At 59.5% G+C, this 24,660-nt stretch carries 29 protein-coding genes, 1 rRNA gene and 1 riboswitch; of the genes, 26 read left to right on the top strand and 4 right to left on the bottom strand.

Annotated features, from left to right (window positions below; all coding sequences use genetic code 11):
* Positions 1-143 precede the first annotated feature (143 nt).
* Positions 144-260: ribosomal RNA gene (gene rrf, locus H7C19_RS29780) — 5S ribosomal RNA — on the top strand.
* Positions 261-395: 135 nt separating this feature from the next.
* On the opposite strand, the gene H7C19_RS29785 is transcribed toward rrf, so the two are convergent.
* From H7C19_RS29785 to H7C19_RS29795, 3 genes are all read right to left on the bottom strand, one after another.
* Entirely contained in the window at positions 396-1,175 is a 780-nt protein-coding gene (locus H7C19_RS29785; protein WP_185672741.1) for a hypothetical protein, read from the bottom strand.
* Positions 1,168-1,710 (bottom strand): RNA polymerase sigma factor, encoded by a 543-nt coding sequence (locus H7C19_RS29790; RefSeq protein ID WP_185672742.1) that lies wholly within the window; start codon positions 1,708-1,710, stop codon positions 1,168-1,170. Before H7C19_RS29790 ends, H7C19_RS29785 begins: the two co-directional genes overlap by 8 nt.
* A gap of 112 nt (positions 1,711-1,822) precedes the next feature.
* Positions 1,823-2,338 carry a transposase gene (locus tag H7C19_RS29795; RefSeq protein WP_185672743.1) on the bottom strand — a complete coding sequence of 172 codons (516 nt, stop codon included), beginning with the start codon at positions 2,336-2,338 and terminating at the stop codon, positions 1,823-1,825.
* Between the two features lie 141 nt (positions 2,339-2,479).
* Here H7C19_RS29795 and H7C19_RS29800 point away from each other — a divergent pair, with 141 nt between their 5' ends.
* The 11 genes from H7C19_RS29800 (at position 2,480) to rsmI (ending at position 11,918) form a co-directional block, all read left to right on the top strand.
* The gene (locus H7C19_RS29800) at positions 2,480-2,689 is read left to right on the top strand and encodes a sigma factor G inhibitor Gin (RefSeq protein ID WP_246470095.1); all 210 of its coding nucleotides are present in this window, start codon (positions 2,480-2,482) and stop codon (positions 2,687-2,689) included.
* A 143-nt stretch (positions 2,690-2,832) separates the two neighbouring features.
* Positions 2,833-4,317, top strand: a complete 1,485-nt coding sequence (locus H7C19_RS29805; protein WP_185672745.1) for an aminotransferase class I/II-fold pyridoxal phosphate-dependent enzyme — start codon at positions 2,833-2,835, stop codon at positions 4,315-4,317.
* A 14-nt stretch (positions 4,318-4,331) separates the two neighbouring features.
* Positions 4,332-5,843, top strand: coding sequence for a glycan biosynthesis hexose transferase WsfD (gene wsfD, locus H7C19_RS29810; RefSeq protein WP_221469555.1), 1,512 nt, complete (start codon positions 4,332-4,334; stop codon positions 5,841-5,843).
* Positions 5,815-6,447 (top strand): dTMP kinase, encoded by a 633-nt coding sequence (tmk, locus tag H7C19_RS29815; protein ID WP_185672747.1) that lies wholly within the window; start codon positions 5,815-5,817, stop codon positions 6,445-6,447. The genes wsfD and tmk overlap by 29 nt, the downstream gene beginning before the upstream one ends.
* A 183-nt stretch (positions 6,448-6,630) precedes the next feature.
* Positions 6,631-6,960, top strand: a complete 330-nt coding sequence (gene darA / locus H7C19_RS29820; RefSeq protein ID WP_185672748.1) for a cyclic di-AMP receptor DarA — start codon at positions 6,631-6,633, stop codon at positions 6,958-6,960.
* A gap of 24 nt (positions 6,961-6,984) precedes the next feature.
* Complete coding sequence (locus tag H7C19_RS29825; RefSeq protein WP_185672749.1) at positions 6,985-7,428, top strand: YaaR family protein; 444 nt, start codon at positions 6,985-6,987, stop codon at positions 7,426-7,428.
* A gap of 109 nt (positions 7,429-7,537) precedes the next feature.
* A complete protein-coding gene (holB, locus tag H7C19_RS29830; protein ID WP_185672750.1) occupies positions 7,538-8,521 on the top strand; it encodes a DNA polymerase III subunit delta' in 984 nt (327 codons plus the stop codon).
* 38 nt (positions 8,522-8,559) lie between these two features.
* A complete protein-coding gene (locus H7C19_RS29835) occupies positions 8,560-9,360 on the top strand; it encodes a PSP1 domain-containing protein (protein WP_185672751.1) in 801 nt (266 codons plus the stop codon).
* Positions 9,361-9,412: 52 nt separating this feature from the next.
* The gene (gene yabA / locus H7C19_RS29840) at positions 9,413-9,778 is read left to right on the top strand and encodes a DNA replication initiation control protein YabA (RefSeq protein WP_376775461.1); all 366 of its coding nucleotides are present in this window, start codon (positions 9,413-9,415) and stop codon (positions 9,776-9,778) included.
* A 297-nt stretch (positions 9,779-10,075) separates the two neighbouring features.
* Positions 10,076-10,894 carry a tRNA1(Val) (adenine(37)-N6)-methyltransferase gene (locus tag H7C19_RS29845; RefSeq protein WP_185672776.1) on the top strand — a complete coding sequence of 273 codons (819 nt, stop codon included), beginning with the start codon at positions 10,076-10,078 and terminating at the stop codon, positions 10,892-10,894.
* 70 nt (positions 10,895-10,964) lie between these two features.
* Positions 10,965-11,918 (top strand): 16S rRNA (cytidine(1402)-2'-O)-methyltransferase, encoded by a 954-nt coding sequence (gene rsmI / locus H7C19_RS29850; RefSeq protein ID WP_185672777.1) that lies wholly within the window; start codon positions 10,965-10,967, stop codon positions 11,916-11,918.
* Between the two features lie 246 nt (positions 11,919-12,164).
* Here the strand turns inward: rsmI and H7C19_RS29855 are convergent, their stop codons facing one another.
* Positions 12,165-12,419, bottom strand: coding sequence for an AbrB/MazE/SpoVT family DNA-binding domain-containing protein (locus H7C19_RS29855; RefSeq protein ID WP_185672753.1), 255 nt, complete (start codon positions 12,417-12,419; stop codon positions 12,165-12,167).
* A gap of 323 nt (positions 12,420-12,742) precedes the next feature.
* Between H7C19_RS29855 and H7C19_RS29860 the strand changes: the two genes are divergently transcribed.
* The 14 genes from H7C19_RS29860 to glmU all read left to right on the top strand — a co-directional run bounded on the left by H7C19_RS29860 (position 12,743) and on the right by glmU (position 24,657).
* Entirely contained in the window at positions 12,743-14,035 is a 1,293-nt protein-coding gene (locus H7C19_RS29860) for an HD domain-containing protein (RefSeq protein WP_185672754.1), read from the top strand.
* A 43-nt stretch (positions 14,036-14,078) separates the two neighbouring features.
* Positions 14,079-14,876, top strand: coding sequence for a TatD family hydrolase (locus H7C19_RS29865; protein ID WP_185672755.1), 798 nt, complete (start codon positions 14,079-14,081; stop codon positions 14,874-14,876).
* A gap of 154 nt (positions 14,877-15,030) precedes the next feature.
* Positions 15,031-15,244, top strand: a riboswitch (cyclic di-AMP (ydaO/yuaA leader).
* A gap of 409 nt (positions 15,245-15,653) precedes the next feature.
* Complete coding sequence (locus tag H7C19_RS29870; RefSeq protein WP_246470097.1) at positions 15,654-16,715, top strand: resuscitation-promoting factor; 1,062 nt, start codon at positions 15,654-15,656, stop codon at positions 16,713-16,715.
* A gap of 287 nt (positions 16,716-17,002) precedes the next feature.
* Positions 17,003-17,566, top strand: a complete 564-nt coding sequence (gene rnmV / locus H7C19_RS29875) for a ribonuclease M5 (RefSeq protein WP_185672778.1) — start codon at positions 17,003-17,005, stop codon at positions 17,564-17,566.
* Positions 17,563-18,465 carry a 16S rRNA (adenine(1518)-N(6)/adenine(1519)-N(6))-dimethyltransferase RsmA gene (gene rsmA / locus H7C19_RS29880; protein ID WP_281385041.1) on the top strand — a complete coding sequence of 301 codons (903 nt, stop codon included), beginning with the start codon at positions 17,563-17,565 and terminating at the stop codon, positions 18,463-18,465. Before rnmV ends, rsmA begins: the two co-directional genes overlap by 4 nt.
* Before the next feature lie 67 nt (positions 18,466-18,532).
* On the top strand, positions 18,533-19,405 hold the full coding sequence (yabG, locus tag H7C19_RS29885) for a sporulation peptidase YabG (protein WP_185672757.1): 873 nt from the start codon (positions 18,533-18,535) through the stop codon (positions 19,403-19,405).
* A gap of 153 nt (positions 19,406-19,558) precedes the next feature.
* Positions 19,559-19,834 carry a biofilm formation stimulator Veg gene (gene veg, locus H7C19_RS29890; protein ID WP_185672758.1) on the top strand — a complete coding sequence of 92 codons (276 nt, stop codon included), beginning with the start codon at positions 19,559-19,561 and terminating at the stop codon, positions 19,832-19,834.
* Positions 19,835-19,968: 134 nt separating this feature from the next.
* The gene (locus H7C19_RS29895) at positions 19,969-20,151 is read left to right on the top strand and encodes a small, acid-soluble spore protein, alpha/beta type (protein ID WP_185672759.1); all 183 of its coding nucleotides are present in this window, start codon (positions 19,969-19,971) and stop codon (positions 20,149-20,151) included.
* A gap of 227 nt (positions 20,152-20,378) precedes the next feature.
* The gene (ispE, locus tag H7C19_RS29900; RefSeq protein ID WP_185672760.1) at positions 20,379-21,236 is read left to right on the top strand and encodes a 4-(cytidine 5'-diphospho)-2-C-methyl-D-erythritol kinase; all 858 of its coding nucleotides are present in this window, start codon (positions 20,379-20,381) and stop codon (positions 21,234-21,236) included.
* 132 nt (positions 21,237-21,368) lie between these two features.
* Positions 21,369-22,190, top strand: a complete 822-nt coding sequence (gene purR, locus H7C19_RS29905; RefSeq protein WP_185672761.1) for a pur operon repressor — start codon at positions 21,369-21,371, stop codon at positions 22,188-22,190.
* Positions 22,191-22,213: 23 nt separating this feature from the next.
* Positions 22,214-22,612, top strand: coding sequence for a RidA family protein (locus tag H7C19_RS29910; protein ID WP_185672762.1), 399 nt, complete (start codon positions 22,214-22,216; stop codon positions 22,610-22,612).
* A 109-nt stretch (positions 22,613-22,721) separates the two neighbouring features.
* The gene (gene spoVG, locus H7C19_RS29915; protein WP_080831657.1) at positions 22,722-23,006 is read left to right on the top strand and encodes a septation regulator SpoVG; all 285 of its coding nucleotides are present in this window, start codon (positions 22,722-22,724) and stop codon (positions 23,004-23,006) included.
* 6 nt (positions 23,007-23,012) lie between these two features.
* Entirely contained in the window at positions 23,013-23,213 is a 201-nt protein-coding gene (locus H7C19_RS29920; protein WP_185672763.1) for a hypothetical protein, read from the top strand.
* A gap of 52 nt (positions 23,214-23,265) precedes the next feature.
* Complete coding sequence (glmU, locus tag H7C19_RS29925; RefSeq protein ID WP_221469558.1) at positions 23,266-24,657, top strand: bifunctional UDP-N-acetylglucosamine diphosphorylase/glucosamine-1-phosphate N-acetyltransferase GlmU; 1,392 nt, start codon at positions 23,266-23,268, stop codon at positions 24,655-24,657.
* The last annotated feature ends 3 nt before the right edge of the window (positions 24,658-24,660 follow it).

Here is a 24,660-nt window from a genome sequence, read left to right on the forward strand (position 1 = left end):
ACGAATCGGTCGAGGGCTTATCCTACAACCAACACCTGTTAGGGTGAAGGTAAAGGCTCAAGCCGCAGCATACCACAGGCAAAGATGTTTCTAGCTTCGTTTCGCATCCGGTTTTCAGGGCGCAAGCTCTGTAAGCATTCCGGTCTGGTGATAATGGCGGAGGGGTTCCACGCGTACCCATCTCGAACACGGCCGTTAAGCCCTCCAGCGCCAATGGTACTTGGACCGCAGGGTCCTGGGAGAGTAGGACGTCGCCAGGCCAACATAAGCAATGACAAGAGAGCCCTTCGGGGCTCTTTTGTTTGCATGTAGAGGCGTTTCGACAAATTCTGATGAACATATTAAAAGGACCGACAGGTTATCGCCTGAAGGTCCTTTTTCATGAACGGCTTGCCTTATTCATTCACGTGCTTCGGGTTGTATTCGCGCGTATCCAAGGTGTCTTCCTTCACCACATTCCCCTCGGCGTCCAGCGCCGTAATCGTGAACCGCGCATCCTCCCATGCCGGCAGCGCGACCAGCCATCCCCGTTGGCCGTCTTCCATCCGGAAAAGATTCGCCGTTGCGCGGAATTCGCGATCTCCAGTCACGACGACACTGGCGATCTTGTCGCCGACCACGGTGCCGTACACAGCGGGAAAAGGCGTATACGTATGCAAGTAAGGGTCAGCGTTTGGCAAATATTCATAATGAAGACCCCGTTCCATCTCGATGATGCCGCCGCCAAATCCGCCCCCAAAGATATACTCCCACCCTTTCCAGGTTCGACGCATATACTCCACGTCGAGATCCGTGTTGCCTTCTTTGAGATCATTACGGACAAAGACGAGAACCCCGTCCTTCACCGCTTCCAACCGAACGATGCGCTTCTCCCCATTCAGGAACCGCTTAGGGGTGGCGCTCTGCAGCGCGTTGAACTCCGAGGAACCTTGAACCAAGGCTTGCTGAATCTCATGATGCCGCCATTGCTTGTATCCATAGGAAGAGAGTAGCATGAAGAGAATGACAGCGCCGCAGGCAATCGTGACTGTACGCAGCCATCTCACCCGCCTCCGCCTCCTTCCGGTATGGATTTGTTGCTTGATCGCCCTCAGATGATCCGCGGTAGGGACGGCATGCATCGCCGGACCCCTCTCCAGCCTCCCGTACCAATCCGGCTTGATCGGTTCATTCATGCTCCTGTTCTCCTTTCAACCAGTCCGCCATGCGCTTCCTCGCGCGATTAAGCCGAGACTTGACGGTTCCTTCGGGCACCTGCAGCAATTCGGCCATCTCCTGCATCGACAGACCGTATTTGGCATCTAGGAGGAGCACCTCACGGTGTTTGGCGGGCAGGCGGAATACTTGCTGCCAGATCTCGTCCAACTCCTGCCATCGCCAGTATTCGGCTTCCGCCGACGCGCTGCTCCGGTTGGACAGCAGGTCGCCCGCCAGGATGACCCGACGGAAGAAAGCGGACCGCTTGTAGTTGATCGTGAGGTTCCGCGCGATGCGCAGGAGCCAAGTGCGGTAGGAGGATTGGCCTTTGAAGGAAGAGAGCGAACGGAAAGCGCGGACGAACGTCTCCTGCGTCAGATCGTCCGCGCTGTCGCGTTGCCGAATCATCACATAGACGAAGTTCCAGACATCGTTCCAATACGACGTAATAAGCTGCTCCAGCTGATGGTCCTCCAAGGACACGGCAGCGCGCAAGTAGGGGTCATCCAACATCCAACCGATTCACCTCACGATAATAGACAGCGAATACGCGAGAAAGTTCCCTTTTGGCTGAAATTGGGGCGGCAATAAAAAAACATCCCGGTCAGGGATGCCGTACGAGCGATTATATGTGATAATAAGAGACTTCCTCGGCCGCCAAACGGATGATGCCGTCGCCTTTCTCCTTGCGCACGCGCATCAGCAGCGTCACCCTTGGAGAGAGCAGCCAGAAGTGCCAGTAGACCAGCGCTACGAGCAGAGGCGGCGAAGCCCATGGGTAGAAAAGGCCGGCGACGCAGCATCCGACGAGCGTCAGGTGAAAATGAAGCCTGCGGAACAACGCAAGGCTCGTATCCATGATCGGCAGCGGGCCGATCCAAGGCCAGTCGAGGCGGAAGCTCCAGCGTCTGCCGGACGGCGCGTCGACCCGCCGGATCGTGATCCGGAGGACGACCGCATGGACGGCGGCCATGACGAGCAGCGCAATGACGGTGTCGAGCAGCCCCAGCCAACCGTAGAACGCGGTGATGAAGGCAGCGCCGAGCAGGGCGGTCGTCATATAACTATATTTGGTCTCGGGCCGCAACGCGATCTTGCGTACCAGCTTATAGTGATAGATGGTGGGTTCCCGGGTGATCATGCAAGAATCTCCTTTTAAGCGTCGCGATTCGGCTCGCTGTCCTTACTATCGGCGTCCGTGCGGTTCAATGTTATGATTTTCGTCCATTCTGACTATTAAAGAGGTATATTTTCATAGAATATGATGCATACTAAAGAAAACATGGCCAAAAAGGCGGGAATGTCGATGGAACAGGTCGAAGCGAAAACCTGCATCGTCTGCGGCGAGCAAAAAACGGAAGGCATCACCGTAGTAACCGCATTTATCTGTCATTCGTGCGAATCGGAAATGGTGCAAACCAAAGTGGAGGACGAGCGATACCCTTTTTTCGTCTCGCAGTTGAAGCAATTGTGGGTTCGATTCCACGCTTGAACGGATAGATGCCAGACATGCTCTTGGTTCGACGTATCGTCGCCAGTCTACCCAGGCTGGCGTTTTTTGTTGGGATAGGAAGTGTCTCGGTCCAATCTTTGGTATAATATTCCTCATTCGCAGAGACGGAGAGAGGGTTCAGGATGAGCAACCACAATCAAGCGCCCTTGTACGAAGCGTTGGCCCGGCATGCGGGTCAGCAGGCCAAGCCGTTCCACGTTCCCGGGCACAAGCAGCGTAGCCTTAGGGGCAACCCGGAGGCAGCCCGCAGCTATGCGCCGCTGTTGCCGTTGGATGTCACGGAGCTGTCGGACACGGACGATCTGCATCATCCGAGCGGCCCGATCGCGGCGGCGGAACGGCTGGCCGCGGACGCCTTCGGCGCCGAGGAGACCTGCTTCCTGGTAGGCGGCAGCACCGCTGGGAATCTGGCGATGATCTTGGGCTTATGCGAGCCAGGCGATTGTATCCTCGTGCAGCGCAACGTACATAAATCCATCATTCACGGACTGGCGCTGGCCGGCGCGCGAGCCGTATTCCTCCCGCCGGAAGCCGATTCGGCGTCGGGTCTTGCCGTCGCTCCGTCGCCCGAAACCGTGCGGCGGGCATTGGAACTTTACCCGGAGGCTAGGGCGGTCGTCATCGCCAGTCCGAACTATTACGGGATGACCGCAGACGCGAGAGGCGTCGCCGAGGCCGCCCATGCGCGCCATGTCCCCCTCCTCGTGGACGAAGCGCACGGCGCCCACTTCGGTCAGCATCCGGCATTCCCGGAAGCTGCGCTCCGCAGCGGCGCCGATGCGGCCGTGCAATCCACGCACAAGATGCTGACCGCGCTGACGATGGGAGCGATGCTTCACATGCAGGGCGAACGGGTGCAGCGGGGGGCGATCCGGCAGGCGCTGCGCATGGTGCAGAGCTCGAGCCCGTCCTACCCGATCATGGCATCGCTGGATCTGGCGCGGCAGCAGCTGCAGGCCGAGGGTCAAGCCCTCTTCGAGCCGGCGTTGGATGCCGTTCGTCTCGTGCGCGAGGCGCTAAGGGAGCTGCCGTTCGGAGCGCTCTGCGCCGCCGACCCGCTCAAGCTGTCGCTGTACGACATGCGCGGCATGCGGTCGGGATTCGAGCTGCAGGAGGCGCTGGAGCGCCGGGGCTGTCTGGCCGAGATGGCCGACCCGAGACATGTCGTGCTGGCGTTCGGGCCGGGCTCCACGCCGGCGGACGGAGAGGCGCTGATCGAGGCGCTGCGCGATATGGCGGGCGCATCGTCATCGTCATCGGCGGAACTGAGCGCGGTTGTTTGCCAACCGGGACAGGTAAGAACGAACGGGCATGATGACGGGAAGAAGGAAATCGACCTGCGCGAGATCCCGGAGCCGGTTATCATTCAGCGCCATACGGGAGAGACCGAGGCGATTCCCTTGGAGCGGGCAGTCGGCCGCGTAGCAGGCGAGTGGGTCATTCCCTATCCGCCCGGCATTCCGATTCTGTTCCCCGGCGAATCGATTACGGAACGTCAGGCGGCGCAAATCAAACGATGGAGAGATCAAGGCGCGCGATTCCAGGGAGCAGCCGATGCGAGCTTCCGTTCGATTCGCGTGACCGTCGAAAAGAGGGGGAGAGCGTAATTCGTTCATCGCCATTGCAACCGGATCACGATATTCGCTACGGATTGGCTTGGCTCACGGTCGCCATCGGCGCCGTGCTGCTCATCTACTTGCTCATGGTCCCGCCGGTGCTCGGCGTGGCCGACAACGGAGACTTCAACCGCGTCATGGGGGCATCCGGTATCGCCTATACCGACCCTCACGAGAGCTACGCGGACCGATACTTCGGCTATGCCCATCGCGAGTACGGCTACGGCAACTTCACATCGGGCGGCTATGTATCGACGCATGTGCTGCTCGTCGCGCTGGCGGGCGGGATCGGCCGGATCCTAGACCCGCACGTATTCGACATTCGCGTACTCGGCGCCTGCTACGTCGTGCTGACGCTGGCGGCATTTGCGCTCTTGGTTCGGCATGCGCCGTCGGCCCGGGGCCGGACGGCGACAGGCCTGGTGGCCGCGTTCCTGGCAGCCATGCTGATCATGACGTTCGGCGATGTCGGCTATACGGCGTACTTCCAGTCGTTCTTCGGCGAGCCGTTCGCGCTGGTTGGCATGCTGCTCGCGGTCGCCAGCGCGCTGGCGCTCTCCCGGACCCCGCGGCCGTCGGCTTGGCTGTATGCGTTGTTCATCGCGGCGTCGATCGCGGTCGCGACGTCCAAGATTCAGAACGCGCCGCTCGGATTCGCCTTCGCCCTGCTCGCCTGGCGGATGCTGGCGCTGCGGGCGGATCGCTTCTGGCATCGCCGGGTGCTGGCGGGAACGGGCGTTCTGCTGCTCGCATCCGTGCTCATGATCGCAGTCGCGCCTAACGAGCTGAAGCATATCAACCTGTACCAATCGATCTTCTTCGGCGTCCTGAAGGACTCGCCAAACGTGCAGAAGGATATGCGCGAGTTGGGCGTTCCGGAGAAATACGCGGGGCTGGCGGGCACGAACTACTTCCAGAAGGATACGGTCATTCCGCAGAGCGACCCGGTACTCCGCGAGGAGGTGCTGGAGAAGCTCGGACACCGCGATATCGCCTTGTTCTATCTCAAGCACCCGAGGCGGTTCATCGGCAAGCTGGAGAAGGGCGCGGCGCACGGCGCGCTCGTGCGTCCGTATTACCTGGGCAATTACGATCAGCGCGAAGGCCGTCCGCGGGGAGAGCTGTCGTATGCCTTCAGCAGCTGGAGCGAGTGGAAACGAAATCATATGCCGCATACGCTGGGCTGGTTCGCGGCATGCTACGCCGTCTACCTCGCCGGGCTGGCTCTCTGGTGGACCCGAGCGCGGACGCGGGCGGCGCGGCTGGCGGCGGAGACGCTGGCGATCGTGGCGATCTCCGGTCTCTTCGCCTTAATGGTGCCGCTGGTGGGCGACGGGGAAGCCGATATCGGCAAGCATTTGTTTATGTTTAACGTTTGCTTTGATATGATGGTCGTAAGCGCCTTGACCGGCGTCGTCTATGGCGCCGCGCATGGCGTCGCGAGTCGATGGACGACCCGTCGGGGTAAGGAAGAGAGGGGCATTCCGGGTGACGCAAGGCAGGTTCATCACGATTGAAGGCGGGGAAGGCGCCGGCAAGACGACGCTCATCGGTCTGCTGGCGCAGCGCTGCGAGGCGCAAGGACGGGAAGTCGTCACGACGCGGGAGCCGGGCGGCATCCCGATCGCGGAGGCGATCCGCGCCGTCATCCTAGATAAAGCGAATACGGCGATGGATGCGCGCACGGAGGCGCTGCTCTACGCGGCGGCAAGGCGGCAGCACCTGGCGGAGAAAGTCATGCCCGCCATCGCCCGGGGTGCGGTCGTCATCTGCGACCGGTTCGTGGACAGCAGCTTGGCGTATCAAGGGCATGCGAGAGGGCTCGGGTTCGACGAAGTATGGGAGATTAACCGGTTCGCCACCGAGGGCTGCATGCCGGATTTGACGCTGTATCTGGATATCGCGCCCGAAGCGGGCCTGGCCCGTATCCATGCGGATGCCGATCGCGAGGTCAACCGGCTCGATCTGGAGGGACTGGCCTTCCATAGGCGGGTTCGGGAAGGCTTCCGCCAGGCGGCGGAGCGGTTCCCGGAGCGTATCGTGACGCTGGACGCGTCCGCGTCGCCGGACCGGATCGCGGATGCGGCATGGGCGCAAGTAGAGGCCAGGTTATCGCATTAAGGCAAGAAAGAGGAATTTGCCCGCATCGCGTCTAATTTATATATAGTAGGAATACGATGCGACAAGTAAAAACGACTTCGCCGTCCTCAGAAGCGGGCGAGACGTTTTTATCGGAGACGAATCAGCAAAGGATAGGTGAAGCTTATCCTTTCTGATCCGTAAACCTAAGGGAGGATGAAGCCGATGAAGCTGCTTATTGCCGTCGTTCAGGACAAAGACAGTAACAGACTCTCCAACGCGCTGATCAAGGAAGGTTACCGCGCCACGAAGCTGGCCAGTACGGGCGGGTTTCTACGGGCAGGCAACACGACGTTTCTGATTGGGATCGAGGACGAGCGCGTTCAATTGGTGCTCGACGTCATTCGCGCGAACTGCAAAGTACGCGATCAACTGGTGACGCCGGTGTCGCCTGTCAGCGGCGCGGCCGATTCTTACATTCCTTTCCCGGTAGAAGTGCAGGTGGGCGGCGCGGCCGTCTTCGTCATGCCGGTCGAACGCTTCGAGCATTTCTAATCAGCAGCCGGGCGGTGAAGCGGTATGAAGATAGGTCCGGGTTATTTTCCCCTCAACAATACAGTGCAACGCAACGAGACGAACGCCAGGCCGGCCCAGACGCAGAACTTCGGCGACTTCATGAAGCAATCCGACGAAGGGCGATCCCACGAGGAGCTGCAGCGCAAGCTGGAGGACATCCGGCTGCAGGGCGACCGGCTCATGCGCTCCATGACGGTGCGCGAACTGAAGCTGTACCGGATCATGGTCAAGAGCTTCCTCGAAGATACGGTCAAGCGCGGCATCGGACTCAAGGAGACGAAGGGCTGGGACCGGCGGGGCCGGGGCAAGCGATACAAGATTCTCGAAGAAGTCGATACGATGCTCGTCGCGATGGGCGAGGAACTGCTCCTTAGCGAGGAGGGCCGGCTGGAGCTGCTGCAGAAGGTCGGCGAGATTCGCGGATTGTTGATCAACTTGGTATTTTAAGTCTCATTGGAGGCGTAGCGCCTCGCGCAACGGTTCAAGGAGACGTACTACATCGATGGAGCCGCGCCTCGCGCGACGGTTCGTCGAGTGGAAAGGAAGCGTAAGCAACATGGCAATCGGCAGCATTCCCGGACAAGAGAGGGCGAAGACGCTGCTGCGGGGCGCCCTCCGCTCGGGGAAGATCGCCCACGCTTATCTGTTCGCGGGTCCTTCCGGCACCGGGCGCAGGGCGATGGCGCAGGCGTTCGCGCAGACGCTGCTGTGCGAGCGGGGCGGCGACGACGCGTGCGGCGAATGCCTCCAATGCCGCAAAGTGATGCACGGCAATCATCCCGATCTCCACCGGATCGAACCGGACGGAGCGACGGTCAAGATCGAGCAGATCCGCGAGCTCCAGCGCGAGCTGTCTTATCGCAGCGCCGGGTCCGACCGGAAGATCTATATCATCGAGGGCGCCGAGACGATGACGGTTCAGGCGGCCAACAGCTTGCTAAAGTTCCTCGAGGAGCCGCCGTCGCCCGTCGTGGCGATGCTGATCGCGCCGAGCGCGCAGGCGGTGCTCCCGACGATATCCTCCCGGACGCAGCTCGTGCCGTTCGTGCCGGGCGATCCGGTCGTCCTCGAACAGACGCTGGCCGCCGAAGGGATCCCTCCGCTGCTGGCCAAAGCGGCGGTCCACCTGTCTTCGGGCCTCGACGGCAGCCGGGCGCTCGCGCAAGAGAATTGGTTTGCAGAAATCCGAAACGTAGTGATACAATTAGGCAAGGAGATTCCGTCCCGGTTCCCTGCCGTTCTGCTTACCGCACAGCAGCAGGTGTTTAAGACGGATCTCGCGGAGCGTTGTGACCTTCTGTTGCAAATGTTTGCCTTATGGTATAGAGATATGATTTACGTGATGACCGGGCGCGAACAACGGCTCGTGTTCCCCGATCAAGGGGATTGGATGGCCAAGCAAGCCTGGAGCCGCAGTATCGACGACTGGGTGAAGGCGATGGAAGCGGCGCTGACGGCTGCCCGCCGGATCAAAGCGCACGTGCAGCCGCAGTTAGCCTTCGAGCAATTTCTGGTAACGTCAGCGGCTATGGCAAGATAATCGTACGGATTGCTGCTGGCGTGCGGGAGGGGTAGATATTGTACGATGTTGTCGGGATCCGCTTTAAGAAAGCGGGCAAAGTTTATTATTTCGACCCGGCGGAGCATCCGGTATCCAAGGATCAGCATGTCATCGTCGAGACCGCGCGAGGCGTCGAATACGGCACTGTCGTAATCGGACCGAAGACGGTAGGCGAAGCGGATGTCGTACTGCCGCTGAAGCGGGTCATTCGGATCGCCGGGGAGAACGATGCCCACGCGGTCGAGGAGAATCGCAACGCGGCCAAGAACGCGTTCGCAATCGGACTACAGAAAATTAAGGACCATCAGCTGCGCATGAAGCTGGTGGACGTGGAATACACGTTTGACCGCAACAAGATCATCTTCTACTTCACCGCCGAGGGACGCGTCGATTTCCGCGAGCTGGTGAAGGATCTGGCCGGGGTCTTCCGCACCCGGATCGAGCTGAGGCAGATCGGCGTGCGCGACGAAGCCAAGATGCTGGGCGGGATCGGACCTTGCGGTCGGGTGCTGTGTTGCTCTTCCTGGCTGGGGGACTTCGAGCCCGTCTCGATCAAGATGGCCAAGGACCAGAATCTGTCGCTCAATCCGACGAAGATCTCGGGCCTGTGCGGGCGTCTCATGTGCTGCTTGAAGTACGAGCACGACAACTATGAGAGCGCGAAGGAAGAGATGCCGGCGGTCGGCAAGGTCGTCGTCACTTCGTTCGGAGAAGGCAAGGTCGTAGGCCTGAACGCGGGAAGCCGCACCGTCCACGTCCAATTGTTCGAGGTCGGCAAGGTCAAGGAGCTTCCTTTCGACGAAGTGGTCGTTAAATAAAGTCAGATTTCACGTCACGACATAACCTGTTGCTTGAGGTGGAGCGTTGCCCATGAAAGATATTTTCCTAGGCGTAGATGAACTCGAGGCTAACTTGGGAACCCTGCATTCGGACTTCGGGTCACTCAAATTGAAGATTAAAGAATTGCTTGAAGAGAACCAGCGGCTTCGAATCGAAAATCAACAATTACGGAAAATATTAAAGCGCGAGACCATCTCCGATTCGGATCCAGAGACGGCGGAAGAACCGGCCGACGTCCCGGGAGAAGAAAAATCGGCTGCGGCCGTAGGGGTCGGAGAAGGATACGATAACTTAGCTCGTCTGTACCATGAAGGCTTCCATATCTGCAATGTTTATTACGGACACTTGAGGATGGAGGGCGATTGCTTGTTCTGCCTCTCCTTCCTTAGCAAGTAAAAACGGCTTCGCCGTCCTCGGAAGAGGGCGGAACGTTTTTATCGAAGATCTTTCAGAAGCGATGGGCAAAAGCTTATGCATGCTGAAGGTCAACTCAGACGTCCAGCCGGCTTCCCGAGAGGGAATGCCGGTTTTTTTTCGGCTCGCGGAAGAGAACGGGGATCGCCGAGCGGGGAGCATCCCCCGGACTGCTGGTATTCGCGCCTTAAATCGAGTAAGCTAATGGGCATGGAGAAATGGAACGGATGGTGAACGCGCTTGACCTCGAACGCGAACGGAACACCGGAGACGGACGGTCTGCATCCCGGGGAACGGACCGACGACGGCCTACTCCCCGGCGAACGGATCGACGATCTGCTGACCCGCGATCTCAAAATCATTCAGAGCGCCGAGGTGTTCAGCTTCTCGCTGGATGCGGTGCTGCTGGCCCGGTTCGCGGGCATCCCGCCGCGCGGTCGCGTGCTGGATCTATGCACCGGCAACGGCGTCGTCCCGCTGCTGCTGTCGACGCGGACCCAAGCCCGGATCGAAGGCATCGAGATCCAGCCGCGGCTGGCGGATATGGCGCGTCGCAGCGTCGCCCTTAACGGACTCGAAGATCGCATCTATATAATAGAAGGAAACCTGAAGGAACTGCCCGCGCTGCAGGGTCCGGACGCCTATGACGCGATCACGGTCAATCCGCCGTACAAGCCCGTAGGGACCGGCGAGCACAAGGGCAACCTCCATCAAGCGATGGCCCGGCACGAGCTGGGCTGCACGCTCGAGGACGTGACGGCCGCCTGCGCGCGCCTCGTGAAGCCGGGAGGACGCGTCTCCATGGTCCATCGGCCGTCCCGGCTCGCGGAGATCATCGATGCGATGCGCCGCTGCCGACTGGAGCCGAAGCGGATCCGCTTCGTGCATTCGCGCATCGACGCCGAGGCGAACATGGTGCTCATCGAAGCGAGTCTCGGCGGCAAGCCCGAGGTTCGCCTGCTGCCGCCCTTGATCGTATACGAGGGCGACGGCCGGCAATACGCGCCGGAGCTGCTGGATGTATTCTACGGGCGCAAGACGGAGTTGAACGAAGACCGGCAGACGGAGAGGAGCGGCGCGAATGAAGGACAAGAATAGCAAGAGGAAGGGAAGCGCGGACGCGAGTACGGGCCGCGAACCGCCGGCGCATGAACCGGCTTCGCCGGGGATGAGGACGGAGGATGGATCCGCCGAAGCGGAAGCGCAAGTTCAGAAGAGCTTCGCCTCCCGCCCGTCGGACAAGCCGGGAACGCTCTACCTGGTCGCCACGCCGATCGGCAATCTCGAGGACATGACCTTCCGCGCGATCCGCACGCTGAAGGAAGCCGATCTCATCGCGGCCGAGGACACGCGCCAGACGCGCAAGCTGCTGACCCATTACGAGATCGGCAACCGCCTCGTCAGCTATCACGAGCATAACAAGGAAGCGAGCGGTCCCGAGCTGCTGCGCATGCTGGAGGAAGGCAGCAGCATCGCGCTCGTCAGCGACGCGGGCATCCCGGCCATCTCCGACCCGGGGGCCGATCTTGCGGCCGAAGCCGCGCGCCGCGGCATCCCGGTCGTGCCGATCCCCGGCGCCAACGCGGCGCTCTCCGCGCTGATCGTCTCCGGTCTGCCGACCGACCGCTTCCTCTTCGCCGGATTCCCGCCGAGGGAGCGCAAAGGTCTGGAGCCCTTCCTCGCCCGGCTGGATCGGGAGAGCGCGACGCTTCTGTTCTATGAAGCGCCGCACCGGCTCAAGAAGACGCTGCTCGCCATCGTCGAACGGTGGGGCGATCGGCGGATGGCGATCGTCCGCGAGCTGACGAAACGTCACGAGGAAGTCGTCCGAGGCACGGTGCAGGCTTGCCTCCGCCATTTAGAGGCTCACCCGCCGCTCGGCGAATGCTGCCTCGTCATCGAAGGCGCGGATCCTTCCGCCTCGGCCGAAGGCGGCCCCGACGAAGCCGACGGCCGGACGGCTGCTTGGTGGAGCACGCTAACGCTCGCGGAGCATGTCGGCCGCTATGCCGCTGCCGGGGGCGAAGCCGGCGGCAACCGCAAGGAAGCGATGCGCCTCGCCGCGCGGGATCGCGGCATGTCCCGTAGAGACGTGTATCAGGCGCTCCTGGATGCCGAATAATTTTCATCCGGCTCAAAATCGTGTCGCTGTCCTCGGTCTCGTAAAGGATAAGTTTCACCTATCCTTAACTGATCCGTCTCCGATAAAAACGTATCGCCCTCTTCTGAGAAGACGGCAAGGCCGTTTTTACTTGCGAAGATAGAAAAAAGCCCCTCCCGACAGCTTGCTCGGGAGGGGTGCAAGGAGATATAAAAAGGTTAGAATTAACATTTTCACGTACTTCGATTCTATTATAGCGTATATTCTTTAATTTGTCACAGGTGTAGGCAAATCCTTCAAGCAATCCCTGCAAACAATTTTTCCTTTGAAGTAAGTAACGCTCTCCGCATTGCCGCAGAAGATGCAAGCCGGCTCATACTTCTTGAGCATGATGCGCTCGCCGTCCACGTAAATCTCCAATGCATCCTTCTCTCCGATCCCCAGCGTCCGGCGCAGCTCGATCGGGATGACGACACGCCCCAGCTCATCCACTTTCCGTACAATGCCCGTTGATTTCAACATTTGGAAATCCTCCTTCATACAGGTTAAAATAAGTTCTATACGGATAGGGGCCACGAGTGCATGTCCGTAAATTCGCCATCATTCGACAAATTTCTGTGTTTTCCGCTTTCTATCGTACCAACGATTCCCAAATAAGTCAACCGAAATTCGTATGTATTTATGACAATATTGAGGGAAAAGGTTATAGCTGCAATGATTACAGGGGATTGAGCGGGCAAGAGAGAGGGTAAGGGAGCTTGCACATTCCCATTTATAATACGACATTATTCGACAAACATCATCGCATATGTCGAATGATGTACCCAAATTGATGGAGGTGCTCGATGCTGCGCCAATTAGAAGAGGAAAAGGTATTCAAGGATCCGGTTCATAATTCCATCTATGTGCAGGATGCCACGATCTGGGGGCTGATCAACACGCCTGAATTCCAGCGGCTGCGCCGAATCCGGCAACTAGGCACATCCTACCTCACCTTTCACGGTGCGGAGCATAGCCGGTTCTCCCACTCGCTGGGCGTCTACGAGATCACGCGGAAAATTATTAGCCAATTTGAGCGTAATAGATACAACGATTGGCCGCAAGAGGAGAAATTGGTAAGTTTATGCGCTTCTTTGTTGCATGATGTCGGACACGGTCCTTTTTCGCACTCCATCGAACAGGTGTTCGACACCGATCACGAAGTTTGGACCTGCGACATCATCCTGGGCGATACTGGCGTCAACCGAATCTTGAAGGAAGTCGACCCGCAATTTCCCTCGATGGTCGCCGCCGTCATCCGCAAGACCTATGACAAGCCGATCGTCATCAGCCTCGTCTCGAGCCAGATGGACGCCGATCGGATGGATTATCTGCTGCGGGACGCGTACTTCACGGGGGTGCATTACGGCACGTTCGACTTGGACCGGATCCTGCGCGTTCTCCGCCCGTACAAAGGCCGGATCGTGGTCAAAGAGAGCGGCATGCACGCCGTGGAAGATTACCTGATGTCCCGGTATCAGATGTATTGGCAGATCTACTTCCATCCCGTCACGCGAAGCTCCGAGATTCTGCTTCGCCAGATTTTCCGCAGAGCCGGGGAGCTGCACCGCGAAGGCTACCGATTCGGCTTCATGCTGCCTCCGCTGGAGCAGCTGCTGAGCGGCACGATCGCGGTTGAAGGCTATCTCGCATTGGACGAAGCGATGGCGCAGACGGCATTCGGTCAATGGATGCACGAACGGGATCCGCTGTTGGCGGACCTATGCAGGCGTTTCTTGAATCGCCGACTCTACAAGTATGTACCGCTGGAGCAGCCGGATGAAACACTCGCGGAAGATCTGAAGGCGCAGTGGCGGTCGATCGGCCTCGACCCGAACTATTATCTGGAGATGGATACGCCGACGGATTTGCCGTACGACGTCTACAAGCCGGGCGCCGCGCCGGACGCGTCGGACAAGCCGCCGGTGCTTGTGCTCGACGCGAAGGAGCGCTTGACGGAAATCTCGCTGAAGTCGGACATCGTCCGCTCGATCGCGGGGCTGCATACGGGGAAATACTACATCTACTACCCGGACGATCTGGTGCGCCCCCACGCTTCGCGCCTGAAGCCGGCCGCCCGGGAACTGCTCGGACTGTAACGGCGCGACGCCGTTCTACTATAGAAGGGAGACAACAACCGACATGCTATTCGACACGCACGCCCATCTAGATTCCCCCAAGTTCGACAACGATCGCGAGGACGTCATCGCCAGAGCGCAGGAAGCGGGCGTCTCCACGATCGTGAATATCGGCTTCAATCGCGAGACGATCCCGACGACGATGGCGCTGGCCGAGCGGTACCCGTTCATCTACGCCGCGGTAGGCTGGCATCCGACGGACGCTGTCGATATGCGGCTCGAGGAAGACCTGGCTTGGATCGAGCGGTTGTGCGCGCATCCCAAAGTGGTCGCCATCGGAGAGATCGGCCTCGATTATTACTGGGACACGTCCCCCAAGGAAGTGCAACAGGTCGTCTTCCGCGAGCAGATCCGTCTGGCCAAGCGGCTGAACAAGCCGATCGTCATCCATAACCGCGACGCGCACGAAGATGTCGTGAGGCTGCTCCGGGAAGAGGGCGCCTCCGAAGTCGGCGGCATCATGCACTGCTTTTCCGGGAGCTGGGAGACCGCCCGTCAATGCCTCGATATGAACTTCTATATCTCCTTCGGAGGCCCGGTTACCTTCAAGAACGCGAGGGTCCCCAAAGAGGTGTTGGACAAGGTTCCGCTCGACCGTCTGCTCCTCGAGACGGACGCGCCTTATCTAGCTCCGCATCCCCTTCGAGGCAAGCGAAACGAGTCCGCTTTTGTGTCTTTAGTCGCAGATGCGGCAGCGGAAATTAAAGGCCTGACCAGGGAAAAAATAGAAGAATTAACGAGCCTAAATGCGCGCGCCTGTTTTGGACTCGGAGAAAAAGCGCTTTCTTCGGTAGAAAAATAAATCTTTTCTCAGGTAAAACTGGTTTTTGCTGCTTATATTCCGTAATTTCGGCGTTATTTCCTTGGAAAACGGCTAAATTCGCCCTTTGACCGTTCTTTACACCTTTGGGGCGGAGAGGTTATCATCAGTTTCAAGAGTTTGAATATGTCATCCCTTTTCCAGTGCGCTGAATCTCCGATATCGGAGAGCGGGGGACCCGACGCAGAAGTCGAACGATCATGATCGGCGGATGCGGGTGAGCAATCTTGGGGTGAATTCTGCGGAGCGGATCGGTCGGTCTCAGGACCGGCATCGACCGTCACGCGGATAGGGCAACTCTCGACGCCCGAACCCGACAGCTAACCTCGTAAGCGTAGTAGAGAGAGGTCAACCTCGTGCTGCCCAATTCCCCTTTTACACCTTGAGCGGAAGCCACGAACAGGTCCTCTGTCGCAGGCTTTTTTTGTGCCCGAAAAAGCATGTTGCCTCTGCGCACAGGCTTATCCGAGGCCGCCGCAATACGTGTAACAAGGGGAATCTGATTATCAGACATCAGGTGCCTTTTACTTGGGCAAGGCGGCGAATCGTTCGTGTGAAAGCCGCTCCACACGAGCTTCCGCGCCGTTATCACAAATGGATAGTCGCGTCAGACGAAGTCATGCGTAACAGTCGACGGCGAGGCTATGAAGGAGGAACGAGAAAATGGGTGCTGTTCCTGTCCAAGGAACCCATGATCCACGACCGACCGGCAAGCTTCACGCAGCGCGATGGTTGCATGAGCATTTGCGTTTGATTCTCTTGAGCGCAATCCTGTCCTTTGCTCTTACCATCTGTTTGATCTTGCTGCTGCACGGCGCGTCCGCCATGAGCGTGACGGTCGTGGACGGCGGAAAATCTACCGTCATCCAAACCCGAACCACGGATGTCAAATCCCTCTTCGAGGAACAGAATATCAAGGTCGGTCCTAACGATGATCTATCGCAAGCATTAACCGCATCCCTGCAGGACGGAAGCCGTATCGTCATCGACCGCGCCGTCGGCGTCAAGCTGGCCGCGGACGGGAAGAGCGAAATCAAATATACGACCGCCGATACGGTGCAGGAGGCGCTAGCCGACCTTCACGTATCCGTCGCGGCAGAAGACCGGGTGTACCCGGCGCTGGGCGCGAGCGTCCAGGACGGCACGACGATCAAGATCGTGCGGGTGAAGAAAGACGTCGTCTCGACGGAGCACCCGGTCGCCTATACGATCGTCAAGCAGCCTGACAATAACTTGCTGGAAGGCAAGCAAAAGGTCGTGCGCACCGGCAAGCAAGGCAGACTGGTGAAGACTTATCAGCGCGTCTATGAAGACGGCAAGCTGGTCAGCGAGCAGATGATCGCGAAATCGATGGAGCAGCCTGCCGTTCAGCAGATCGTCGCCGTCGGCGCCAAGAAAAAAGCGGCCGCGGTCAAGACGCTGTCCTACAATCCGGAGGCGGCTAGCCAGCCGAGACTGCTCAAGCTGGGCGGCCAGACCGTCAAGGTCAAACGCTCGATCAGCAACGTGACGCTGACGGCCTATTCGGCGGGCCCCGCATCGACCGGCAAGAGCAAGGGCGACGCCGGCTACGGCGTGACGGCTTCCGGCACGCAAGTGTCCGAAGGGCGTACGATCGCCGTGGATCCGAAGGTCATCCCGATCGGATGGTGGGTCTATATCGAGGGCATCGGCTTCCGCCGTGCCGAAGATACCGGCGGCGCGATCAAAGGCAAGAAAATCGATGTCTACTTCGACAGCGAGAAGTATGCGAACAAGTTCGGCTTGAAGCGCGGTTATACCGTCCATGTGATCGGACCGGTGAAGCCGTCAGCCGACTAAGATGAGGTCTCGGCATGATTGCGGCAAAAGTTTTAGTCATCATAAGCGATATACGGCCTAACGGCCAAATGCGAGGATGAAGGAGGCCCTGCGGCCTCTTTCTTTTTTGACGGATCTGCCCTGTGAAAGGTTACACTCTTTTTAACCATTTTTTGCGCGATTGGAACGGGTTCGCTCTCTTTACCGGACGGCGAATCCGTTTTTTTGATGTGGATGCCGCCCGGTCGGCTATAATAGACGTTATACATGCTCGCGAGAGCGCGACGGCAGAAGGGGAATTCATCGTGATAATCGCTGAGATGATCGTAGTGGAAGGCAAGGAAGATACGGTAGCGGTCCGCCGGGCGGTGGAGGCGGACACGATCGAGACCGGCGGGTCCGCGATCAACGAAGCGGTGCTGCGCCGGATCGAGCTCGCCTACGAGCGCCGGGGCGTCATCGTATTCACGGACCCCGACGTGCCGGGAGAGAAGATCCGCAAGATCGTCGCGGAGCGGGTGCCGGGGTGCAAGCATGCCTTTCTGACCCGGGACGAAGCGCGGGGCAAGGACGGTCTTGGCGTCGAACACGCCAAGCCGGATGCGATCCGCAAGGCGCTGGAGCGGGTCCGCAGCGCCGAGCCGCCCGCAGCGGCGGCAGCGGACGCGGAGATCGCTTGGAGCGATCTGATCGACGCGGGGCTTATCGTGCATGCGGAGGCCGCTAGCCGGCGGGAGCGGATGGGCGAGCTGCTCGGCATCGGCTACGCGAACGGCAAGCAGTTCCACAAGCGCTGCGTCATGTTCCGCATCACGCGGACGGAGTTCGCGGAGGCGCTGGAGCAACTGGAGAGAGAAGGAGCGACGTCATGACGACGAACCATACGAACAAGGTGTTGGCCGACATCGCGACGCCGACGCGGACGAAGGACATCATCCGCAAGCACGGCTTCACGTTCAAGAAGAGCTTGGGGCAGAACTTCCTGATCGACAAGAACATTCTCGACAAGATCGTGGAGGCGGCGGGTCTGAGCGCCTCGAAAGGGGCGCTGGAGATCGGTCCCGGCGTAGGCGCGCTAACGGAGCGCCTGGCGCAGGAGGCGGGCCGGGTCGCGGCCATCGAGATCGACAACCGGCTGATCCCGATCTTGAAGGATGTGCTCGCGCCTTATGACAACGTCGCGGTCGTGCACGCGGACGTCCTGAAGACGGATCTCCGGCTGCTGTGGCAGGAACGCTTCGCGGGGACGGACGGCGTCAGCGTCGTGGCCAACCTGCCCTACTACGTGACGACGCCGATCATCATGCGGTTGCTCGAGGAGCATCTGCCGCTCGAGAACATCGTCGTCATGGTGCAGAAGGAAGTGGCCGAGCGGATGGCCGCGAAGCCGGGCGGCAAGGACTACGGCACGCTCAGCATCGCCGTCCAGTACTATTGCGAGCCCGAGCTGGTCTGCATCGTGCCGTCGGGCGCGTTCATGCCGGCGCCGAACGTCGACTCCGCCGTCATCAAGCTGGCCCGGCGCCCGGCGCCGGCCGTCTCGGTGACCGACGAGGAGCGCTACTTCCGCGTCGTGCACGCCGCCTTCGCGCAGCGCCGCAAGACGCTGAACAACAATCTGGCGGCGTTCGTCGGCAAGGAGCGCAAGGGCGAGCTAGGCGCCGTGCTCGAGGGCTGCGGCATCGATCCGGCGCGCCGCGGCGAGACGCTGTCGCTGCAGGAATTCGCCCTGCTGGCCGAAGGGCTGGCGAAGGCGGAATTGATCACCTAGAATCCGCAACCTCCGTGCACCATGAGCGGGATGCCTCCATACGATAGACGGAAGAGGTGATTCGCCCATGAAGCAAGGGGATTTAGTCGTCCGCAAATCGTATGGCGGTGATATTCTGTTTCGAATTGCGGTATTAAACGAGCAAGCGGCGGTGCTGCGGGGGGCCGACTACCGCCTGCTGGCCGACGCGCCGGTGTCGGACCTCACGCCGGTGCGGAACCCGGACGAGCTTGGCGGATCCCGCCGGGCCCGGATCCAAGCTAGCGAATCGCTGCACCGGATGCGGGCGGAGCGGGAGCAGGCACAGTCGGCGTATGCGAAGGAGTCCGTTCCGCGCCGGCAGTTCTTCGAGCTGCCCGGCAAGGTGCTCCATCTGGATGGCGACGCGAACTACCTGAGGAAGAGCATGGCGGTCTACAATCAGCTCCACGTGCCTGCCGAGGGCGTGCATTGTCATGAATCGCAGATGCCGATGCTGGTCGCGCGGCTGCTGCCGCAAGTGCGTCCCGACATCGTCGTCATCACGGGCCACGACGGCGTCTTGAAGTCCCGCAGCGATCTTCTAGCCTTGTCCAGTTACAAGAACTCGGTCAACTTCGTCAATGCGGTCCATGTGGCCCGCGGCTACGAGCGCAGCCGCGACTCGCTCGTCGTCGTCGCCGGGGCGTGCCAATCGCACTTCGAGGCGCTGCTCCATGCGGGATCGAACTTCGCGAGCTCCCCCGGCCGGATCATGATCCATGCGCTCGATCCCGTGTACGTGGCGGTAAGGGCGGCATTCACGCCGTTCCGCGAGACGATCGACATCTCGGACGTGATCTCGCATACGATCAGCGGCATGCATGGCGTCGGCGGCGTGGAGACGGTGGGCAAGTACCGCGTCGGCGTGCCGAACATCAAGCTGCCGTCGTCGGTGACACCAAGCGCGGAATTTGCGTAACTTTCCATCCAAAGGCCTAATTTCAACAAAAAGCCTTCTACATTGAAGAAAACATTGTTGACAATAAAACTTGGGTACTGTTATAATATTTCACCGATTTGACAAACCACCTCTTTTTAGTTATAATTAACAGGGAAAGAGGTGGTAGTGGACATGTCCAAAAACGCGCTTCTGGAAATTAAACGAAGCCTGGAGCCGCATATCGGCGCCAAGATCATGCTCCGCGCCAACGGTGGCCGCCGTAAAACCATCGAACGCACGGGCGTGCTGGAGGAAATTTACCCATCGGTGTTCATCGTCAAGTTGGATCAGGAACAGAATGCATTCAAGCGCGTCTCGTACAGCTATGCAGACATTCTGACCGAGTCCGTCGAAGTGATGCTCTGCAATGAAGAAGGCCAAGTTCGCATCAGTTACTTGTCGCATTGACTCGGTTTAACTTGTACGGGCAGCCCTCGCGAATCTCGCGCGCGCTGCCCGTTTTGCATGAACGGAGCCGTTCGAGGGCATCCTAGCGCGGAACGCCGACGAAGGCGTCACTTGCGCGAAGGGGGCGATGACGAATGAGCCGCAGACGCAGCACGATGTCCGAGCAGTTCAAGACGGAGCTCGCCAAGGATCTCGGGTTCTACGATACGGTCCAGGAGGAAGGCTGGGGCGGCATCAAAGCCAAAGACGCGGGCAATATGGTCAAGCGGGCCATCCAGATCGCCGAACAGGCGGCGGCCCGTCAGCAGCAGCGCTAACGGCACGATCGGCTAGATACGATGGCGGCGGATTCCGGCAGGGGCGGACCGCCGTCTTTACATATGCGCGGATCGCGTCTGCGCTCAATAGCGAGCGTTGCACGGCGGAGTCCGCGGGCGTAACCGGCAAATCGCAATTCGGGCCGGGGTTTGTTATAATATGTAAAGCTTTTCGCGATCGCAGGAACGATACATTGACGGACAAGCTCGCTTAGCAGGTGATAACCATGACAAAGGTATACGAGAAGGCGCCGGCCAAGATCAATCTGCTGCTGGACGTGCTTCGCAAGCGGGATGACGGATATCATGAAGTGGAAATGATCATGACGATGGTCGACCTCGCCGACCGCTTGGAGATGGAGGAGCTGCCGCGCGATCAGATCGTGCTCTCCAGCCAAGCCGGCTTCATCCCGCTCGACGAGAAGAACCTGGCTTTTCAGGCCGCGCGCTTGATCAAGGAACGCTACGGCGTCCGCAAGGGCGTCTATATTCATCTGGACAAGCAGATCCCCGTCGCGGCGGGCCTGGCGGGCGGCAGCAGCGACGCGGCTGCGGCGCTGCGGGGACTGAACCGGCTATGGGAGCTGGGATTGTCGGTTCGGGAGCTGGAGGAACTCGGGGCGGAACTCGGCTCGGACATCCCCTTCTGCGTACGCGGAGGGACGGCCGTGGCCCGGGGGCGGGGAGAGCAGCTGGAGAGCATCTCGCCGCCGCCGGCCTGCTGGGTCGTACTCGCCAAGCCGCCGATCAACGTCTCGACGGCCGACGTCTACGGGAAGCTGCGAGCGAACGAGATCCGCGAGCATCCCTCCATCCCGCGCATGCTGGAGGCCATCCGGAACGATTCCTTCGCGGATGTATGCGCCGGACTCGGCAACGTGCTCGAGTCGGTGACGCTGGACCGTTACCCGGAGGTCCGACAGATCAAGGAAGTCATGAAGCGGCTCGGCACGGACGGCGTTCTCATGTCGGGCAGCGGTCCGACCGTGTTCGGACTGGTGTCCAAGGAATCCAAAGTCGCCCGTATCTATAACGGGCTGCGCGGGTTCTGCAAGGAGGTCTACGTCGTCCGCATGCTTACATAGGCGACGAAGATTACGAGGTCACACCGAATGTAAGATACATTCCCATTGAAAAAGGAGACTCCTTGCCCAAAACCGGATAAAAATGTTATGATAGCGTTAAATTATTCGGTTTTTGGACGGGAGAGAGGCATTGTGAAAAAGTTGAAACGTAGCGCGCGTCTCGTAGAAATGACGCAATACCTATTAGCCCGTCCTCATACGTTAATTTCGCTGACAGCATTCGCTGACCGATATCAGTCCGCCAAGTCTTCGATCAGCGAAGATCTGGCGATCATCAAAGAAGTATTCGAGGACGACGGCATCGGCGAACTGCATACGCTGGCGGGCGCCGCCGGCGGCGTGCGCTTCATTCCGAAGTGCCGCAAGGACGAGGCGCTCGTGAAGATCGCCGACATCTGCCGCATGCTCGAGCAGCCGGACCGGTTGCTGCCGGGCGGCTATCTGTACATGACTGATCTTCTCGGCCAACCCGGGCTGATGCAGGAAGTCGGCCGCATGTTCGCCACGGCTTTCGCCGACCGCGAGATCGACTGCATCATGACCGTGGAGACCAAGGGCATCCCGTTGGCCCACGCCACTTCGCAATATTTGAACGTGCCCGTCGTCATCGTCCGCCGCGACCACAAGGTCACGGAGGGCTCCGTCGTCAGCATCAATTACGTATCCGGTTCCACGAAGCGCATCCAGACGATGTCGCTGGCCCGTCGCGCGCTGAAGGAGCAATCGCGCGTCCTGATCATCGACGACTTCATGAAGGCCGGCGGCACGATTCAGGGCATGGTCGACCTGCTGCACGAATTCCGGGCGTACGTCGCCGGCGTCGGCGTGTTCGTCGAATCCGGCGAGATCGACAACGAAGAGCGGCTGCTGCACGACTACACGTCGCTCGCGCGGTTGACCGAAGTCGATCTAAAGACCCGCCATATTACGGTCCAACCGGGCAACTACTTCTAATATCCGAAACGGAGGAACGAATCATGTCTCTCAAGATTGTCGCCACCTCGGAAGCGCCTGCCGCCATCGGTCCATACGCGCAAGCGGTCCGCGTCGGACAGCTTCTCTTCACATCCGGTCAGATCCCGCTTATGCCGTCGGGCGAGCTGGTCGCCGGGGGCATCGAGGAACAGACGCACCAGGTGTTCCGCAACCTGCAGGCGGTATTGGCCGCCGAAGGCGCGACGCTGGCGAACGTGGTCAAAGCCACCGTGTTCCTGAAGGACATGAACCAGTTCGCGGCGTTCAATGCGGTCTACGCAGGTTACTTCGGAGACCATACGCCGGCCCGATCGACTGTCGAAGTCGCGCGCCTGCCCAGGGATGTTTTTGTCGAAATTGAGCTAATTGCGGAGATATCTGTCGATACTGTAAGGAATTAAAAAATAAATTTAATTTTAGCAGCCGTTTTTCCAATAATAAGAAGGAATTTGCACGGATTTGTGGAATATTACACCAAGTCTTCTGATGGGGCAAAGGTGGTGAACACAAGTGCAAATTACAGATGTGAGACTCCGCCGCGTCAATTCCGAGGGGCGCATGAAGGCTATTGCTTCCATTACCATTGACAACGAATTTGTCGTTCACGACATTCGGGTCATTGACGGCAACAATGGCATGTTCGTAGCAATGCCTAGCAAACGGACGCCCGACGGGGAGTTCCGCGATATCGCTCATCCGATCTCTTCCGGTACGCGCGAGAAGATCCAATCCGCCGTGCTGGCCGAGTATGAGCGCGCAGCTCAGGAAGAAGAAGTACTGGTTGAGGGTGCATAATAAAACGTGTTCGCTTGGCGCGAAACGATTCCGGCCGCGGCCGGATATTTCGCGGAGGGGAGTAAGGACGGCATCGCCTTCTTCGTAGGAGGCGATTTCGTTTTTACCGAAGATTATCGGGACTTCGGGACGCCTTTGCCCAATATTTTGAATGATCATGGGAAAGAGAGCCTATTTTCGGCTCTCTTTTCATTTTTCGCCGAATAAGCTATGATTCACTAGAGAATTGCTGAACGTGCGAGAAGGAGGATCATTCATCATGTCGAGAATGGCAATTATGCTTGCAGCCGGTCAGGGAAAACGGATGAAGTCCAAGCTATATAAGGTGCTGCATCAGGTTTGCGGGAAGCCGATGGTCAGCCATGCGCTCGAAGCGGTGCGCGGTGCGGCATGCGAGCGGACCGTCGTCATCGTCGGCCATGGCGCCGAAGCGGTGCAGGCTCACCTGGGAGATAGCGTAGAATATGCACTGCAGAACGAACAGCTCGGTACGGGGCACGCCGTGCTGCAGGCGAAGCCGATGCTCGGCGAAGAAGACGGCGTCACCGTCATCATCTGCGGCGACACGCCGCTCGTCACGTCGGAGACGATCGATGCGCTCGTCGCGCTGCATGAACGGGAAGGCGCCTCGGCGACGATCCTGACCGCCGTGCTCGAAGACGCGACCGGCTACGGCCGCATCGTCCGCGGCGAGGACGGCGGCGTCCTGCGCATCGTGGAGCAGAAGGATTGCTCGCCGGAGGAAGCGGCGATCCGCGAGATGAATACGGGGACCTACTGCTTCGACAACCGCAAGCTGTTCGCGGCCCTGGGTCATGTGACGAACGACAACGCGCAAGGCGAGTACTACCTGACCGACGTCATCGGCATCCTTCAGAGCCAGGGCGACCGGATCTCGGCTTCGGTCATGGCCGATCCTGCCGAATCGATCGGCGTCAACGATCGCGTCATGCTGGCCGAAGCGGAACGTCTGATGCGCGCCCGGATCGCGGTCAAGCATCAACGCAACGGCGTGACCCTCATCGACCCGGCTAATACGTATATCGATGCAGACGTGACGATCGGCGCGGATACGATCGTCCACCCTGGCTCGCAGCTGCGCGGCCGCACGTCGGTCGGCGCGGACTGCGTCATCGGGCCCCAAGCCGATCTCATCGACGCGACGGTCGGCGACGGCGTAACGATCCGCCAGTCGGTACTGGAACAGGCCGAGGTGGGCGACGAGAGCAACGTCGGTCCGTTCGCTTACCTTCGCCCGGGGACGAAGCTGGCGCGCGGCGTCAAGATCGGCGACTTCGTAGAGATCAAGAACAGCGTCATCGGAGCGGGCAGCAAGGTGCCGCACCTCAGCTACGTGGGCGACGCCGTCGTCGGCGCCAACGTGAATATCGGCTGCGGCGCGATTACGGCCAATTACGATGGTTATAATAAATCGAAGACCGAGATCGGCGACAACGCCTTTATCGGCAGCAACGCGAACCTGATCGCGCCGGTCAAGGTCGGCAGCGGCGCATATGTCGTAGCGGGATCTACCATAACCCACGACGTGGGAGAGAATGACGTAGCGATCGCCCGGGAACGTCAAGTGAACAAACCGGGGTACGCGGACAAAATTCGCGCCCGTGCCCGTTCCAAGAAAGAACGGGAATAATTC

Origin of the sequence: Cohnella nanjingensis (assembly GCF_014212125.1) — a bacterium.
GTDB classification, from domain to species: domain Bacteria; phylum Bacillota; class Bacilli; order Paenibacillales; family Paenibacillaceae; genus Cohnella; species Cohnella nanjingensis.